The sequence below is a fragment of the Colwellia sp. C2M11 genome (genome assembly GCF_018860915.1).
Taxonomy (GTDB): domain Bacteria; phylum Pseudomonadota; class Gammaproteobacteria; order Enterobacterales; family Alteromonadaceae; genus Colwellia.
On the sequence record NZ_JAHKQD010000015.1, the window covers coordinates 182,225 to 199,009 of the forward strand.

General features: G+C 34.7%; 17 protein-coding genes. 7 read left to right on the top strand and 10 right to left on the bottom strand.

The window, feature by feature from the left end:
- The first annotated feature begins 1 nt into the window (after window position 1).
- From modB to KO509_RS05460, 3 genes are all read left to right on the top strand, one after another.
- Window positions 2–691, top strand: a complete 690-nt coding sequence (modB, locus tag KO509_RS05450; protein ID WP_215972261.1) for a molybdate ABC transporter permease subunit — start codon at window positions 2–4, stop codon at window positions 689–691.
- A complete protein-coding gene (modC, locus tag KO509_RS05455) occupies window positions 688–1,836 on the top strand; it encodes a molybdenum ABC transporter ATP-binding protein (protein WP_215972262.1) in 1,149 nt (382 codons plus the stop codon). The genes modB and modC overlap by 4 nt, the downstream gene beginning before the upstream one ends.
- 66 nt (window positions 1,837–1,902) lie before the next feature.
- Window positions 1,903–2,664 (top strand): HesA/MoeB/ThiF family protein, encoded by a 762-nt coding sequence (locus tag KO509_RS05460; protein WP_215972263.1) that lies wholly within the window; start codon window positions 1,903–1,905, stop codon window positions 2,662–2,664.
- 181 nt (window positions 2,665–2,845) lie between these two features.
- Here KO509_RS05460 and rmf read toward each other — a convergent pair whose 3' ends face one another.
- The 3 genes from rmf to KO509_RS05475 all read right to left on the bottom strand — a co-directional run bounded on the left by rmf (window position 2,846) and on the right by KO509_RS05475 (window position 7,222).
- Window positions 2,846–3,019 carry a ribosome modulation factor gene (rmf, locus tag KO509_RS05465; protein WP_215972264.1) on the bottom strand — a complete coding sequence of 58 codons (174 nt, stop codon included), beginning with the start codon at window positions 3,017–3,019 and terminating at the stop codon, window positions 2,846–2,848.
- A 501-nt stretch (window positions 3,020–3,520) separates the two neighbouring features.
- On the bottom strand, window positions 3,521–5,038 hold the full coding sequence (locus KO509_RS05470; RefSeq protein ID WP_215972265.1) for a carboxypeptidase: 1,518 nt from the start codon (window positions 5,036–5,038) through the stop codon (window positions 3,521–3,523).
- A 144-nt stretch (window positions 5,039–5,182) separates the two neighbouring features.
- The gene (locus KO509_RS05475; RefSeq protein WP_215972266.1) at window positions 5,183–7,222 is read right to left on the bottom strand and encodes a methyl-accepting chemotaxis protein; all 2,040 of its coding nucleotides are present in this window, start codon (window positions 7,220–7,222) and stop codon (window positions 5,183–5,185) included.
- 510 nt (window positions 7,223–7,732) lie between these two features.
- On the opposite strand from KO509_RS05475, the gene KO509_RS05480 reads away from it, so the two are divergent.
- On the top strand, window positions 7,733–8,500 hold the full coding sequence (locus KO509_RS05480; protein ID WP_215972267.1) for a hypothetical protein: 768 nt from the start codon (window positions 7,733–7,735) through the stop codon (window positions 8,498–8,500).
- 18 nt (window positions 8,501–8,518) lie between these two features.
- Here the strand turns inward: KO509_RS05480 and KO509_RS05485 are convergent, their stop codons facing one another.
- A complete protein-coding gene (locus KO509_RS05485; RefSeq protein WP_215972268.1) occupies window positions 8,519–9,139 on the bottom strand; it encodes an alpha-ketoglutarate-dependent dioxygenase AlkB in 621 nt (206 codons plus the stop codon).
- 322 nt (window positions 9,140–9,461) lie between these two features.
- Between KO509_RS05485 and KO509_RS05490 the strand changes: the two genes are divergently transcribed.
- Window positions 9,462–10,130 carry a GntR family transcriptional regulator gene (locus KO509_RS05490; protein WP_215972269.1) on the top strand — a complete coding sequence of 223 codons (669 nt, stop codon included), beginning with the start codon at window positions 9,462–9,464 and terminating at the stop codon, window positions 10,128–10,130.
- A gap of 105 nt (window positions 10,131–10,235) precedes the next feature.
- Here the strand turns inward: KO509_RS05490 and KO509_RS05495 are convergent, their stop codons facing one another.
- The 4 genes from KO509_RS05495 to KO509_RS05510 all read right to left on the bottom strand — a co-directional run bounded on the left by KO509_RS05495 (window position 10,236) and on the right by KO509_RS05510 (window position 11,965).
- Window positions 10,236–10,454, bottom strand: coding sequence for a DUF6500 family protein (locus tag KO509_RS05495; protein WP_215972302.1), 219 nt, complete (start codon window positions 10,452–10,454; stop codon window positions 10,236–10,238).
- Window positions 10,454–11,131, bottom strand: coding sequence for a YoaK family protein (locus tag KO509_RS05500; protein ID WP_215972270.1), 678 nt, complete (start codon window positions 11,129–11,131; stop codon window positions 10,454–10,456). Before KO509_RS05500 ends, KO509_RS05495 begins: the two co-directional genes overlap by 1 nt.
- 106 nt (window positions 11,132–11,237) lie before the next feature.
- Window positions 11,238–11,432, bottom strand: a complete 195-nt coding sequence (locus KO509_RS05505) for a DUF1289 domain-containing protein (RefSeq protein WP_354668412.1) — start codon at window positions 11,430–11,432, stop codon at window positions 11,238–11,240.
- A gap of 143 nt (window positions 11,433–11,575) precedes the next feature.
- Window positions 11,576–11,965, bottom strand: a complete 390-nt coding sequence (locus tag KO509_RS05510) for a hypothetical protein (protein WP_215972271.1) — start codon at window positions 11,963–11,965, stop codon at window positions 11,576–11,578.
- 343 nt (window positions 11,966–12,308) lie between these two features.
- On the opposite strand from KO509_RS05510, the gene KO509_RS05515 reads away from it, so the two are divergent.
- Both KO509_RS05515 and KO509_RS05520 read left to right on the top strand, forming a co-directional pair.
- A complete protein-coding gene (locus KO509_RS05515) occupies window positions 12,309–12,500 on the top strand; it encodes a helix-turn-helix domain-containing protein (RefSeq protein ID WP_215972304.1) in 192 nt (63 codons plus the stop codon).
- A 328-nt stretch (window positions 12,501–12,828) separates the two neighbouring features.
- The gene (locus KO509_RS05520) at window positions 12,829–13,674 is read left to right on the top strand and encodes a hypothetical protein (RefSeq protein ID WP_215972272.1); all 846 of its coding nucleotides are present in this window, start codon (window positions 12,829–12,831) and stop codon (window positions 13,672–13,674) included.
- 30 nt (window positions 13,675–13,704) lie between these two features.
- Here KO509_RS05520 and KO509_RS05525 read toward each other — a convergent pair whose 3' ends face one another.
- Together KO509_RS05525 and KO509_RS05530 are read right to left on the bottom strand one after the other, a co-directional pair.
- Window positions 13,705–14,655 carry a DMT family transporter gene (locus KO509_RS05525; protein ID WP_252727400.1) on the bottom strand — a complete coding sequence of 317 codons (951 nt, stop codon included), beginning with the start codon at window positions 14,653–14,655 and terminating at the stop codon, window positions 13,705–13,707.
- 69 nt (window positions 14,656–14,724) lie between these two features.
- Window positions 14,725–16,704: a RecQ family ATP-dependent DNA helicase gene (locus tag KO509_RS05530; protein WP_215972273.1), complete on the bottom strand. Its 1,980-nt coding sequence runs from the start codon at window positions 16,702–16,704 to the stop codon at window positions 14,725–14,727.
- Between the last annotated feature and the right edge of the window lie 81 nt (window positions 16,705–16,785).

Here is a 16,785-nt window from a genome sequence, read left to right on the forward strand (position 1 = left end):
CATGATAAATTCTGATGTACTGGCCTTATTAACCACGTTGAAAATGGCGGCCTTAACAACCTTAATTTTACTAATTCTTGGTACCCCTCTAGCCTGGTATTTAGCTAAAATGCGCAGTCGTTTTAAAGTTATTATTGAAGCAATTGTCGCCTTACCTTTAGTGTTACCGCCAACGGTGCTCGGCTTTTATTTACTTATTGCATTTTCACCACAACATTTACCTGGGCAGCTTTGGCAACAAGCAACAGGACAACAACTCGCCTTTAGTTTTTCAGCTATTGTTATTGGCTCTGTGCTCTACTCTATGCCTTTTGTAGTGCAGCCCCTACAAAAAGCGTTTGAGCAACTAGGCGACCCTTTGCTAGAAGCTGGAGCAATGCTAGGCGCTGGCCCTATGGATAGATTTTTTAATATTGTGTTACCTATAACCAAGGCAAGTTTTATTACTGCTGCCAGTTTAGGCTTTGCTCATACCGTAGGTGAGTTTGGTGTAATACTCATGATTGGTGGTAACATTCCTGGTGAAACCAGAGTATTGTCTATTGCCCTTTTTGATCATGTTGAAGCCTTTGATTATGCTAGAGCTCATGTGCTAGCAATTAGTTTATTAATTGGCTCTATGGTGTTGTTAGCCTCAATTTATCTATTGAATAACCCAAGAAAAAAAACAATGAATAAGGCGAAGAGATGACCGATGCTTTATTAAAAACGACATACCCTTTATTTCTCGATATTCAACTTGGCTTTGAACAACATGGTTTTGAACCATTCCAACTAACGGTTCAGCAGGGACTATCACTGGAAGGTATTACCGGTATTTTTGGCCATTCTGGCTCAGGAAAATCAACTCTTTTGCGTGCTATTGCTGGTTTAGAAAAAAAAATTACCGGTTCAATTACTTTGAATAATATCGACTTAATTAATAGTGACAGCAACATATTCATCAAAGCAGAACAACGGAATATTGGCTTAGTCTTTCAGGACTCACGTTTGTTTCCACATTTAAATGTGGTCGATAATTTAAAGTTTGCAACTAAGCGTTGTAAGAATAATCGATTGAACTTTGATGAAATCATTAAGTTAACAGCGTTAGATAACCTTCGCCATAAATCTATTCATGAACTTTCTGGTGGGCAAAAACAACGAGTAGCACTTGCTCGTGCTATTCTAGCTGAACCAATATTATTATTACTTGATGAGCCACTTAGCGCTCTTGATAGAAAAGCAAAAGCGAGTTTATTAAGCTTAATGCTTAAAGTTCAAGATGAGCTTCAGTTACCCATGTTTTATGTCAGTCACTCACTTGATGAACTTCAACAAGTGTGTGATAAATTACTGGTGTTATCGCAAGGAAAGGTAATTGGTTATGATGCGATTCATACCATGATCCATCAATTAAACTATTCAGATGTAACCAGCGATGCCGATGACATTATTCATCAACAAACCAGTTTATCTTTACCAATAACAACCTTGGACAATGGTCAAGGTCTCGCAATATTAGCATTAAATGATGTTGAAAATATCTATTTACCTGCACTTGATGAGAGCTTTACCAAAGAAACACTGCGTTGCTTTATTTTAGCCAGCGATATTAGTATTTCATTAACCGAGCCCATTAATTCATCCATCGTGAACCACCTTTTTGTCAAAATATCCTCAATTGATATCATGAAAAACAAAGTGTTAATTACTGCAATATCAGTAAAAGGTAAAATAGAACAAGAGTTCTTTATTAATATCAGTACTTTTTCACAACAAAGGTTGGCACTTAATATTAATCAACAAGTATATTTACAATTTAAAGCCAGTGCTGTGCGCACTTACCTTTATTGACGTTACAATATCAAAACATAAACAAATAAATTATTCGCTTTCACTTAAAAATTTAAAGGTAACACAGTGTTAACAAGGCAAGAGCAACTTAAGTATTCACGACAAATAATGATGGATAAAATTGGTGAGCAAGGGCAAGTAGCACTGCGAAATGCCAAAGTACTCATTGTTGGTGTAGGCGGATTAGGTAATCCTGTTAGCCTCTATTTAGCTGCTGCTGGTGTTGGTACCTTATATCTTGCTGATGGTGATAATATAGAGCTGAGCAACTTACCACGCCAAATACAGTTCGACGAACAAGATATTAATCAAAACAAAGCAGATGTTGCCGCAGAGAAACTTAGTACACAATTTCCGGATAGTAATATTGAAGCCATTGATGAAATGTTAGACCAAGAATTGTGCGATTATTATGTTCCACAAGTCGATTTAGTTTTAGATTGCTCGGATAACATTCAAACACGTTATTTAATTAATCAAGCTTGTGTCACACATACTGTGCCTTTAGTAATAGGTGCCGCAACAGGGTTTGACGGTCAACAACTACTTGTTGACCCTCGAAATAAAGACAGCGCTTGCTATCATTGCTTATTTCCAGCATCAATAAAAGCACCAACGAATAATTGCCAAACACTTGGTATATTAGGCCCAGTACTTGCCATTATTGGTGGTATGCAAGCCTTACAAGCAATAAAGATATTAACAGCTGACGGCAATGAAAATAACACTCAAATTAATCAGTTAAACTTATATGATGGTTTAACAAATCAGTGGCAACAATTTAATATGAAAAAACAACAAAGCTGCAATGTGTGTGGAAATAGGTAGGTATTAAGCTATAGGTAGTATCAATATACATGTTGATGTAAATATTGACGTTAATGATTGATATCAACACGTGATGATATCAACACGTGATGATATCAATCATTGTACAAAGTATATTCAGCATCTTAAGCATAATTAAGGCTGTTTACCTAGACTTAAGTAGAGCTATTGGCGTCAACTATCATCTGAATAAGCCCATATTTCTATCAGTTACTGCTTCACGCCATCCTCCTAGCCACTCAGATTTAGCATCAATACATTGATAAGGGCAATGCTCCTTTGACTTACCACTTAAACCCGCTTGGTAACCATTTGAATGCGCTCTTCCTAACCGATCTCTTTTCTGTCTTTTCATTATTTAACACCTCGTAAAAAGTATCTTTTAAATTGTCACTGAAAAAGCAGTGATGACAAGTCGAGTTTACTACTCATTGTTACTATCTATCATAAACAAGGTTTCATCTATCATGATATTCATCAATAATGCTTAGTTAGCTCATTAATAAAAACCTTATTTAAAGTGCTCGATAAATAACCAATCGACAATTAATTTAAAAGGATTTTTAGAATGCTTGCAAGTATGAAAAACATAAAAAATGTAAATAGAAATGACATAAAAGATCATGAAAATAAATAATCTTTCAATCACGTTACTTCTATCAACTAAAACAATTCTTTAGCGCATTAGTTTACTTTTTACATAGAAGCAGGTGATATAAGAATAAACTGTTTATATGAATTTAGTTTAAAAAAAAGGGGCAATAATGCCCCTAAAATAATACCTAACTTTTTTGGATTAGTTAACTAACTTCAGTTCAAATGCCTGAGTTAACATCAACTAACAACCAACATGATATTAATACTTCGCAGCTTCACCTTCTGCTGGTAATGTTTGCTGAATAAATTGACGAACATCTTGGTTTGATTGCTTTAAATCTTCATGACGAAGGTACATCATGTGACCACTTCTATAACCTTTAAACGATAAACGATCACGCATTTGTCCGCTAGGATCTAATTGCCACATAGTATACTTTGCATCGAAGTAATTAGTTGCGCCATCAAAGTAACCTGATTGAATCATCACATTTAAATACGGGTTTTGTGCCATGGCTAAACGTAAATTTTCACCCGTATTGTTATTACTACGATCCCATGGATGTACATTACCAAACATATTATATTTAACATCTGTTTTGTAATTTAGCTCTTCACGTAAATAATAATTAATCGCTGGCGTAAAGCTATGCAACCACGATGTTAACTCTGCGTTATAATCTGGACGAGAGCCGGCAACTTTTTTATCAATTCCTAAATAACGTGAATCTAAACGACCAATCGTTTGCTTTCTATCGCGCAATAACTCTTTCCAAAAAAAGTTATTATTTACATCTAAATTATTTGCTATTATCGCATCAACAGACAAACCTGAGTACATAGACACCCATTTTGCGATCTTGCGTTTTTCATCACTTGAAATAAAACCACCCTTTGCTAATGCTGGCATATATTCATTTATCGTAAATTGCTCTACTTCAGGTAATAATTCATCTAAGTCTTTGGCTTGATATTGTGCTGGTAAAGCATTGTGATACCAAGCTGCAGCTGCAAAATAAGGTAAACGATTAGCTGATTTCACCGGGCCTTCACGTTTAATACCAATATCTGTTGGTGAGACTAAAATAACACCATTCACATACATCCATTGCTGTTGTTGAAGTGCTAAAGCCAAACCAGAAACTCTCGTCGTACCATAGCTTTCGCCAATTAAATATTTTGGAGAACGCCAGCGATTATTACGAGTAACAAAAGTATTAACCCACTCAGCTAAATATTTAACATCAGCATTAACGCCAAAAAACATGGCTTTTTGTTCTTCTTTACTCGGCATTTTACCGTCTTTATCAGGTAGAACTCTTGAATAACCAGTATTCACTGGGTTGACAAAAACAATATCAGCTACATCTAAAATAGAATAAGGATTAGTTTTAACGCCATAAGGTTGCAGTGGGTAACCTTCATCATCGACATTCAGTACTTTGGGACCAGTATAAGCAACATGCATCCACACGGAAGCTGAACCTGGGCCACCATTAAATGAGATTAATAACGGACGTTTGCTATTATTTTTAATATCGGTGCGTTGATAGTAAGTATAAAAAAGGCTTGCAGTAGGATTACCCTCTTCATCCCATACTGGTTGAGTACCAGTAGTTGCACTATATTTGATTTTTTGACCATTTATCTTAGTGCTATGTTGCGTTATTTGGTGTTCATCAATAACTAGCTTTCGGTCGTTATTTGCAAAAGTTGTTGGTGAAAGTGATACACCAACTAAGAAAACGATAGAAGTAAGTGTTGTGAATAATTTCATTTCATATCTCAGTAATAAATTTGTTAATAAACTACCATAAAGCTCATTACCTATCAGTTAATTAAGTTAAACCTACACAATAATGAGATTAAATTCTTAATATTAAACAATAAGATTGATACGAATAATTAATATTAAAAGCAATTATGACATTTTAAACGTATCGATAGAACTTTCTAATTTTTCAGCTAATTCAGCAACTTGGTTACCATAAGTTAAGGTTGACATTGACTTATCACTACTTTGTCGGCTTAAGCCCAACACTTCTTGAATACTATGGCTTATGTTATTACTTAACGCATTTTGTTGAGTCGCTGATTGGGAAATATCCCCACTCATTTCATGTATGTTCTTTATTGCCTCGGTAATTAATAACAATGTTTGTAATAGCTCATTAGTATAACTTTGACAGTTATTCGCCTCATCTTTGCCTTGGCTAATGTCTGATGCTGCTTTTTCAGTTTGATGTTGTAAGGATTCAATCATACTTTGAATTTCTGTAGCTGATGCTTGAGTTCTACTTGCAAGTAAGCGCACTTCGTCGGCAACAACGGCAAAACCTCGACCTGCGTTTCCTGCTCTAGCCGCTTCAATAGCAGCATTTAATGCTAATAAGTTTGTTTGATCAGAAATGCTATGAATAGTATCTAAAATACTACTAATATTAGCGGACTCTTGTTGTAAGACCGACATAACATCAGTAGTGCGATCCAACATAAGTGCTAAATTTTGCATTCGTTCATTGGTTGTCTTTGCGGTTTTCTCTAACGCATTACTCTGTTGCAATGCATTGGTCATATCTTCTTCTGCATTATTTGCTTTTGATAAGATGTGATCTGCACTTTGCCCTAACTCAGATGTTTGTACTGCGACCTGCTCTATCGTTTGCTTTTGAATGGCTAAAGAGTCTGTTACTTCCTCTATGCGTTGGTTCGATTGTTCTGCCGCATCATTTAATACATGAGTATTTTCGGAAATATTACCAATGAGTTTGCGCAAATCGGCAACGACAATATTCACATTTTTAGACAGTTCACCAAATTCATCATCAGAAGCAACGGTTAATTCTCTAGATAAGTCTCCTTTAGCAATTTGAGACAACACGATATTGATTTTCTTTAACGGTGAAATCATCGATCTAATAGTTGTCACAGCAACAACAATACCTGCAATAAATAACACCACAAAAATGGTGATAGTTTCGAGGTTTCCTTGATCAACATTATCCACAATCCCCATTTGTAACTGTGTTAAGTTTTTATCTACAGTTTGTAAGAATATATCTATCGCATTAATAGAATTATTAATATGTAATTCTGAATTATTAAAAGCATGATTTAACGCATTTTTTTCTTGCAGTTGTATTCTTTTTAACTCAAATAGATTGTCTTTACCTTTAAGCATTTTTTTAGATTTTTCAAACTCGTCAATAAAGGTTTCAATAACACCATTGGTATTATATGTTTTACCTAAGTCTATTAAGAATTTGGAATATTGTTCAATATTACTTATCGCAAAATCAATTGCCTCTTGAGACTCCTCAACTTCTTCGAGCGTATTAATTGCTAAAATAGTTTTAGTTGCATCGGTTAGGTTAAAAACAAAGCCCTCAACCTGGCTGGCTGAGCCAGAAATTCTATCGATTTTTTCTTGGTTATCAGGGTCATCTAAGTAAGTTAAATCGCCCAATACAGCGCCAGCTTCATAAAGAACATCATCAAGTTTTTTTTGCTGCTCAATAAAGTACTCCGTTTGCTGTATAACAGATAATTTATGGGTAAACATTGCAGAAACAGCATTAGAGTACTGCTCATAAGCGCTATTAAAGCGATCTAATCGATCGATATTAGGAAACATATAAAGCATTTCTTCAATTGCTTTTTTCTGCTCAATAAGCAAAAGCCCCTGTTCTGCAAATGCTTTTTTTAATTGCTCTATTTTATTAATAGTCGTTAAGGTTGGAATAAAAGAGGACGATTTTGCTTGCTTTAATAACTGCTTTTGTACTGTATTAGCAGACTTCTGTATAGGTAAAGCAAAGTCATCTACCTTGGCTGATGCTTGTTTAATATCACTTAAAATACCAATAGAACTAATACTAGAAAAAAACAATAACAATAGTATTACAACAAAACCAATAACAACTTTATGGGCGATTTTTAAACTGTTCAATTTAAAATACATACTTATTAACTCCATTATAAGTCATAAAAGAAACATCCGACCAGTTACTATACGCGTAAATATTGTACTATCAAATAAAATATGGTGAAAATAAACACAATAAATAATTTCAGCCATCACTCCACGTAAAATATAATAAAAAGTAGCTAACTAAAGCTTCATTCGTCATTAATACATAAGTATAGACAAAGCTTTGTTAAAACATAAAACCGGATAAATGGATGAGTATTTATCCTAGCGACAACACATATTTGATAAAACGATTAAAAGACTAACGACTGAATAGATCTTAACGATTAAACGTATTTGCCATAATAGAGCTATACTTTCTACATGTAGGTAAAAATACGTATATATAGCAGCTAAGTAATACAGTGTTATGAATTTATATTCCTTTGAAATATCGTGAATATAAAGGAGAAAACTATCAAATTAATTAACCCAATAAAGTTATTTACTTTCCTATTATTTTGCTTTACCCCAATTGTCGTGGCAGTTGATACTATAAAATTGCTCAAGCCATTATTAGTAGATGATAAAAGATCCAAGCATAAAAACGAGGTGATTATTCGCGCTCTTCAAATAACAGCTGAAGAATTTGGCCCTTTTATATTTGAGCCGATTGAAATGAGTATGACGCCTAAAAGAGCCTTTATATCGCTTAAAAGAAACCAAAATATTAATGCTTATATAGGACCAAGTGATGAAGCATGGGGTAACGAAGTAATCACGATTAAAATTCCTATTAGGCAAGGCCTACTTAACTACCGATTATTACTCGTTCATCAGTCACAGCTTGCTCTTTTTAGCAAAGTTAAGAACCTCGACGACTTAAGTCAACTTAATGCTGGGCTTCAGCACCATTGGGCAACAACAAAGGTATTTGAAAGTCATGGATTAAAAGTAACAACAACACATAATTTTGAAGGTTTATTTCAAATGTTAAAACGCTCTCGATTTGATTATATTCCTAGAGCGATCTACGAAGCTTATGATGAACTTGAAAGCCGCCAGCCCGATTTAAAGAATATTGTTGTAGAGCCAACTCTAGCGCTATACCTCCCAATGGCCACTCATATTTATATATCACCACAAGAGCCTCGTATTGCTCGACGCCTAGAAATAGGATTACGTAAGTTAATAGCTAATGGAGAAATTAAAACAATATTAGATAAATATTACGCCGAAGATATTAGTCGCGCTAATTTGAAAAATCGCAGAATTATTAAAATAAGTAATCCAACCTACCGCGGTAACAATATTGAAAATAATCAATAGCATAGTGTTAGCGTATATTCATTGCTGTATTGTTCTAAAGGTTAAATTAATTCTTGGTTCGTGCACTTTTTTAGTTGGTGGTAACCGGTGTAACCAATGCTTTTGAGTTTCATCTTTCATTACTAATAAACTAGCTGGCTTTAACTGTAATGAGACGACTTCTTTATTATGTTTATGCTTAAAAGAAAACTTCCGTTCGGCACCAAAACTTAACGAAGCAATTGCGCCATTATCTTTAAGATCTTGCTCTCCATCACTATGCCAAGCCATTCCTTCAGCACCGCTATGATATAAATTAAGTAAACAAGTATTATAAGTTTCATTTGTTTTTTGCTCGACAACTCCTTTTAGGTAATAAAGGTTATCTGTCCAAGGTAACGAATATTTAGTTGTATTTGAGTAGGTATAACTAAAAGGCTCTTTTTGACCTGAATTACCGTACCAAGCCACTTTTCGCTTAGTTTCGATTAATTTTCCAAGAATAATAGCTTGATCGCAGCGCCAGTCGACTTCACTCAATAAGTGTTCAAAATAAAAGTCAGCCTCTGCTTGCGTCATTATTTCGCCGTAGAAATTAACCACACCATCTTGAGGCAGAATATTGATAGGCTCTGCTAAAAATGATTCAAATAAATTCATAATACCCTGACAACTTAACTGTATTAATATACAGTACCATGATATTTGCGTATCATCAAAATTTTTTATTACTAGCCAATGAAATAAATACAGTAGTAACAAGTTAAATTATCAATCACTAGACTCTGCTAGATATTAATATATAAATTAATGAGGAGTCATTTAAATAAAATAATAAGATAACTTCCTTCAATAAACCTTCGCCAAGTTAAAGATTTCTCCATGACTCTTTTTTTCGTTGATAATATCTTTATAATGAATTGGATAAAACAGAATCCCCTTCAAACCTAATAACAATAACAGCAAACAATGGCATAAAATAATGGCAATTGAATACAAAACTCGTACCCAACTCGTTGTAGAAGTTTTACGCGAAAAAATACTTAGTGGGGAAATAATTGCTGGCCAACCACTGCGTCAAGCCGCTTTAGCAGACGAATTAAACGTTAGCCGCATCCCTGTTAGAGAAGCATTATTACAGCTTGAAGCTGAAGGTTTAGTCTCATTTGAGCCTCATAAAGGTGCAAGTGCTACTAGCTTGAACCTTGATCAAGTCGATGAATTATTCGAATTAAGAGCAATGATTGAAGGCGACTTACTTGCTGCCTCTTTAGTGGATATCACGGATGAAGCTTTAATAGAGGCCAATGAGTTATTAATTAAATTGGATAGCGCTTTAGGTAAAGAAAATGCTGCAAATACCTGGAGTGAATTAAATTCAAGTTTTCATAATTGTTTGTATTCCGGCGCTAAACGACCGCAAACTTCTGATTTAGTTAACATTCTAAATAAAAATGCAGATCGATATATACGCATGCACTTGCTGTGGGCTGGTGGTATATCTAAAGCAGGTCCTGAACACGCTGAATTATTAGCTTTTTGTCAGGCACGCGATATAGACAAGGCTGTCGCAAAATTAAAACAACATATCCTAAGCTCTAGAGATGAAATTAAAGCATTTTTAGTGCAACGAGAGTCTGGAAAGTTTTAGTGAGTTTAATAAAGCAAGTAAGCCTTCGCTAAAGCTGAAGGTTTACTTGTTGAATATTAGTGCTCATTGTTCTTTGCTAAGAAAAGTTATTTAAAATAATAGTAATTAGATATTATTTTCAACCATAGTTTTTATTTTATGCGCCTTCTCAAAGTGATCTAACTGATGTGTTTGAATCCACCAAGTTGCCGCTTCCATTAAAAGTGCTGGATTATCATTTTTATTAGCAAAAAAAGCATAAAATGATAACCCAACATTATCACCTTTACTGGCGATTTTTTTATCGCAAATATCTATTATTTTTTTTCTTAATACTGCTCTCATCATTTATTATTCTTTGTTAGAATGGATTTAGCATTATAAATAGAATAAGACAATGCGAGCAACAAACAAATACTGGCGGGAACAATAAGCGCATAAAAGTGGAAAAAACTAAAAAGATAAGCGCCACAACAGCCACCAACAATAAATCCAAGAATGATTAATAAAAACAATAACCCCTTTCTCTTATCAAAATATTCTCCTCTTAACTTAGAGCCGATCATGATGCCTAAATCGGTAAATATACCAGTAACATGGGTTGTTCTGATCACAGCACCACTATAGGTCGTTGCTAACGCATTCTGTAATCCACAAGCTGCAGAAGCTAAATAGTGACCGAGAGAGTAATTGTCTGATAAAAAATAAATAGAGCTAAACAAAAAAGTAGATTCTAACAGCAGCAAGCCACTGTAATTACGCCCCAACTTTAACGAGCCGCTGCGTATAAAGTATCCGGAAATAACAGAGCCTAAAAGAAAGCTCAGTAATACTAACGCTAAATGGCTAACATCAGCGAAATCTGAATTAATCATGCCAGTACCAAAAAGTGTCGCGGTACCTGACAAATGAGAAACTGATTGGTGCTTAAAGCCTAACAACCCAATTGAGTTAACAAGCCCTGCAACCAGTGCAAGTATAAATGAACCATATTCTACCCAACGAGGTAATTTCGAAATCACGTTAATCCTTTTGGCTGTTAGTCCTGTCAATAAAGTAGTAAGTTACAATGGGAAGGTGGTCTTGCCAGATCGTTATCAATAGTAAGAGTTTATACAAATTAGGTTATCAACGATTTTGCAAATTTAGCGCAACATCCTTTTTACACCTATCAACTATTGCTAATTTTTCCTCGTCAGATTTCCTCATCCAATTTGTAATTTCCAACTTGGATCTACAACAACCTATGCACATATCATTTTCATCTAAGCCACATTGGCCTACACAAGGGGATATAATATTTGTCTTATTTTCCATAATCATATTGATAATACTTAACGATTAAAAAGCCGCGGATAGTACCAATCTAACTTTCTTAGTCACCATAAGCATTAGACTTTACCATTAAGTGTCAGGCACCTGTATTTATTTGGTGTATGGTAACATTTCGCTTAATTTATTTTTGGCTAAAATTTTAATACACCAACACTATTTAGCCAATTATATGCTTGTTCCATATTGTCACAAAATTTTGTTTCAACATTAGTTAATACCGTATGGCTCTCTTCCATCAACATTTGTTGAAGAGACATACTACAAATAACCGCTTCATATTTTTGATTATTAATATTTCCCCATTCATTTAATTTATTAATTTCATCCCACATATCTGGCGTAGACAACTCCCATTGACTTAAGTCAACTAAACACGCCCAAGGTTTGTCTTTTATGCCTTCAACATGTTCTTTGTATTCTCGACAAAGCCTTATCACTGTTTCAACATTCCAAGCATCAAAGCATTTAATAATTAATGTTTGATCAATTACTTCTATTTTAAAAGAACCATGTTCTTGCATTAGTACTCCTTAATACGCATAAGTCCCCATTTAATAAACTACAGATTGAAAAACTAACTACCTGTCAATTTTCTGTATTTGCTTATTTATACTTCTTTTATACTTATCTAAGAACTAAACATTGTTGTGCTGTAATACGATTAACTTCGGAAAATGGATGTTAATAACAATTATGTAAATATTATCAAGTACATAATATTTACATAATTAGAGGTTTTACTCAAACTTGGATTCAAATAATAAGTGCATCACTTGAATAGGCCGAAAAATTGGTCAGCTGAGTATATGCTAATCGCTTTTTCTCCGGCAAGAAATGCACCAATGAAAACATATAAATAAATAACTGACCGATGAAGAACGATGCCAGATTTATGCCTTAAATAAAGGTGTTATAAGTCAAAATCAAATTGCAGCGCTACTCAGTGTTAGTCAATCAACGATTAATAGCGAGCTATCTCGAAATACCGGACTACACGGTCACCATACTAAACAAACCCTCAAGATAGCGATATACAATACAATTGATTCATCGTAAAAAAAACCAAAACACACCCCTCAAGAAAATCACTATATTAAGCAAACCTAAAAGCTAGTGTAACAGCGTAGAATTGATGCATCGAAGTACTCAAGATGACACCCCAAGTAATTGAATTTATCAATCTAAAACTCCAGATCAATTAATGACTAAGTACATGGTAGCTATAGCTGCTTAATCGTTATACACTTCGAGATTGAATCTGCCAAACCCAAAAAAATAATCTTTAGTTAACTATTTTTAAACCTTGTTTATAATACCGATGCTAATGAAAAAATCTAAAAATTAGCAACTGAATATATGCAGCAATAACTAAAGGCAATTATTAATGTTATCCACTTTTTTTAAAACAAAACCCGTTATTGATGAAACAAGCAAAGCATGGATTTTTGATACCTTTGCTTGGTGTATTACTGAACTCGATGGTGAGTTTTTTACAAATGACAGTAAATTAGTATTGCCGAACAATACCTTCTATCCCGGTAGTTCAAGCAGCGTAGAAGAAATGGCTAATACGATTTTTTCAAATACGATGAAGTATGCTGGAATGACCGCTTGGCCAATAAAACTGGTGTCTGCTGAGCGCTTTATTCAAAAACCCATGCCACAACTATTATTTGCTTCAAGACTTCGTGGTGAAAACTGTCACATTAGCTGTAAAGTAAGCAGCATAAATGACACAACACCAACTATCGACATTGCTTTTCATGCTAGTCAACTTAATCAACCTCAAGATTTAATTGCTTATTTAGTACAAATACAAGCAAGTATTTTGGTGCATCAACATAATGCTACTCATTATGACGCTAACAACTCAACAAACACCTATGCCCCTGGCGGTAAAGAAGTATTGCCACAAACCATTGACTTAGTGGCTTGTTTTATGGGGTTTGGTGTTATTTTTGCTAATACAGCTTATCAGTTTAAAGGGGGTTGCGGCTCATGTAACAACCGTAACCTAAACCGACAATCAGCACTACCCGAGTTAGAAACCGTTTACGCATTAGCGCTATTTTGTGTAATAAAGGGCATTGAAGTTAAGCAGGTAAAAAAAGAACTAAAATCTCACCTATATAAACATTTTCGACAAGCTCACAAAGAAGTATCACTGTATTTACAACAAACAGATAATGCTGAACATAAGCAGCTACTGCTAGCCCACGATAAAAGATAAATACGTATTAATGAAAGTTTTTACTACTCATTATCGCTTCCACAATACGTTGATTAATGCTCCTACCATGATTAATCCCCCACCAACAATGGTGGTCGTCATAGGTATTTCACTAAAGTACGCCCAACCTATAAATACTGAAAACAGTACTTGTACGTAAGAATAAGCTGTTGCTTTATTAGCATCAGCACAGTGTAATGCTTTTGTTAGTCCTACTTGACCTACTTGGGTGAATATTCCCACTAAAATCAATAATATTGTTGCTGTTAAGCTAGGTATCACAAAATCACTACCCAGCATAAGCATCGACACAGGAAAAGCGACGAGAGGAAAGTAGAATATGATTACTGAACTATCCTCAGTTACCGTTAATTTCTTAACCAAAATATAAGCAACGGCACTCCCAAAAGCCCCCAAAACACCGGCACTAATGCTTAACCATGAGTATTGTATGCGAGGGTTTAAGAGTAAGTTAGGTTGCGCTAAACTTTCCTGAACTAAACTTTCCTGAACTAAACTTTCCTGAACTAAACTTTCCTGAGCTAAGTTGGGATAAATGATGATCAACAAACCAAGTAAGCTGATTAAAATACAAGCGACAGTTGAGCGTTGTATCGTTTCTTTTAAAAACCATAACGCCAAAATAGCGGTAAAGACAGGATGTAAGTATTGTAATAACGTTGCTTCGGCTAACGGTAAAGTAGTTACCGCATAATACACAAACATCAAAGCGAAAGTACCAACGGTACCTCGAGCAATTAACAACGGCTTATTATTACCCCACAGCGGAATATTTTTTCGTTTAACATCAACATAGCTAATCACTGCTGAAACAGCTGCCCTTGCAGCGACAATTTCAAAAACAGGAATACCTAAAGTGCTAACCTCTTTGACACAAGCTGCCATTAAGGAAAAACCTAATGCTGATAGCAACATAAACCAAACACTCATTGGCACTGAATTTTTTAGGGTGATAAACATTAATTGTTGTACTCAGGTAAATAAAATAGAAAGATAACCAACTGTTCATTTTTCTAAACAACATATAGCTTAGAAAGCTCCCAATTGTGATAATTTATCTCGTATTGCTTGATAACGTTGTTGCTCACAAGAAGCAAAACCTGATAACTGTCTAACTTTATTACGTCCAAAAATAGGTACACTCATACCGGCAAAAAAGCGACAGTAACTTTCTAACGTTAATGGCACCGTAATTTTGTTTGCTAAATGACTTTTCAATGCCACAGCATCTGCCATTAACACTTCATCACTTGGCCATTGCGCCTGTACTGAATGTTCAAGTTGAGCGACATTTCCTGCACATACGCTGCAATGCCCACAGCTTACGGGTGCTTTTTTATCATCAAAATAACAACTTAAATTATAGCTTAAGCACTTATCAAGTTGAAAAAATCGTACAAGAGCAGCAATACGCTGAATTTCTTTTTGCTCTTTATCGAGAAAATAATTATACAGGTTTGTTGCTAACTTAGGATCATTAAGTTCATGACTATTAACCTTAAAAACCTCTGTCATTCGTGAGGTTTCTAATACAATTAATTGTTGCTCTTGTAAGTACTCTAACGCCGCAACAACACGATTTCGATCAATTGATTGGTCTTGCAATAAGGTATGAAAGTTTAAACTGCCCCACACTTTTTTAAACGCTGTGGCTTTAAATACTGTTGATAAAAAATGACGTCTTTGTTCATTAAAACCCGATAATATCTGCTCTAGGGGCTGTAAAAGCTTAATTTTGAAATCTGCAAAATAGGCATACATAGGCTCAATGACACCAGCAATTTCCAACTGAACCAATAACGTTTTTAACGGTAATTGTTTAATATTACTGGTATTAGACAGTGGTAGTAATTGTAATTCCCACTTACTTTCATATTGGGTACTTTGAGTCTCAACTTTAATATTATCAATAATAGACTCGATACCACCAAGCTCAGGCGTATCACCATAAACAAAATTTTCTACAGTATTTAAACCATCTAAATTTGCCAAAGTCACACAGTGTGACAGCTCACCATCACGCCCTGCTCGACCTATTTCTTGAGAGTAATTCTCAATTGATTTAGGTAAATCGTAATGAAAGACAAAACGAATATCACTTTTATCAATTCCCATACCAAAGGCAATAGTCGCAACAATAACCTGTAGATTTCCCGCCATAAAATCAGCTTGTATTTGGCTACGATTTTCGCTGTCAAACCCCGCATGATAAGCGCAAGCGTTAATACCTGATTGCTGTAAATAAGCCGCAACCTGTTCAGCAGAGTGTTGTAACGTAACGTACACAATACCGCTATTTTGACCACCATTAGAGTATTGTTGTATTTGCTCCACTAAGACTTTATTTTTATTAGCGCTACTAACCGGCAATACCACTAAATTGAGGTTATGACGATAAAAACCAGTTTGTACAATATGATGCTCATTAATGGCAAATTTATCAGCCATATCTAACTTTACTTTTTTTGTCGCTGTTGCGGTTAACAATAATGTTAATGGAATATTCAATTCTTTACGGTAACTAGGTAATTTTAAATAATCTGGTCTAAAGTTATGACCCCACTCTGAAATACAATGCGCTTCATCTACCACTAACATTGAAACCGGTACCGATTGAATAAACTTCCTAAAACGCTCATTCTTAAAACGCTCGACTGACACCATTAATATTTTAATTTCACCATTACGCACCGCAGCCATAACGTCTTGTGTTTGACTACCTTTTAACGTTGAATCAATACTTGCTGCCGTAATACCTTTACTCGCTAAAAAGGCTAACTGGTCTTTCATCAAGGCTAACAATGGCGACACAACAAGCGTTAAATTAGGCAGGTGCAATGCAGTTAATTGATAACACAAACTTTTACCTGAGCCGGTAGGAAATATTGATAACGTTGACTGCCCAGCTAACAATTGTTCAATTGTTTGCTTTTGACCTAAACGAAACTGCTCAAAACCAAATATTGTTTTAAGTGTTTCTAGCGATGAATTTTGATTAATTCCGTTCATGATTAACATTCCAATATAAATAATTTACTAAAAAAATTATAGCCCTATCATTATTTTTAACGTTAAAAACATAAAGCACTA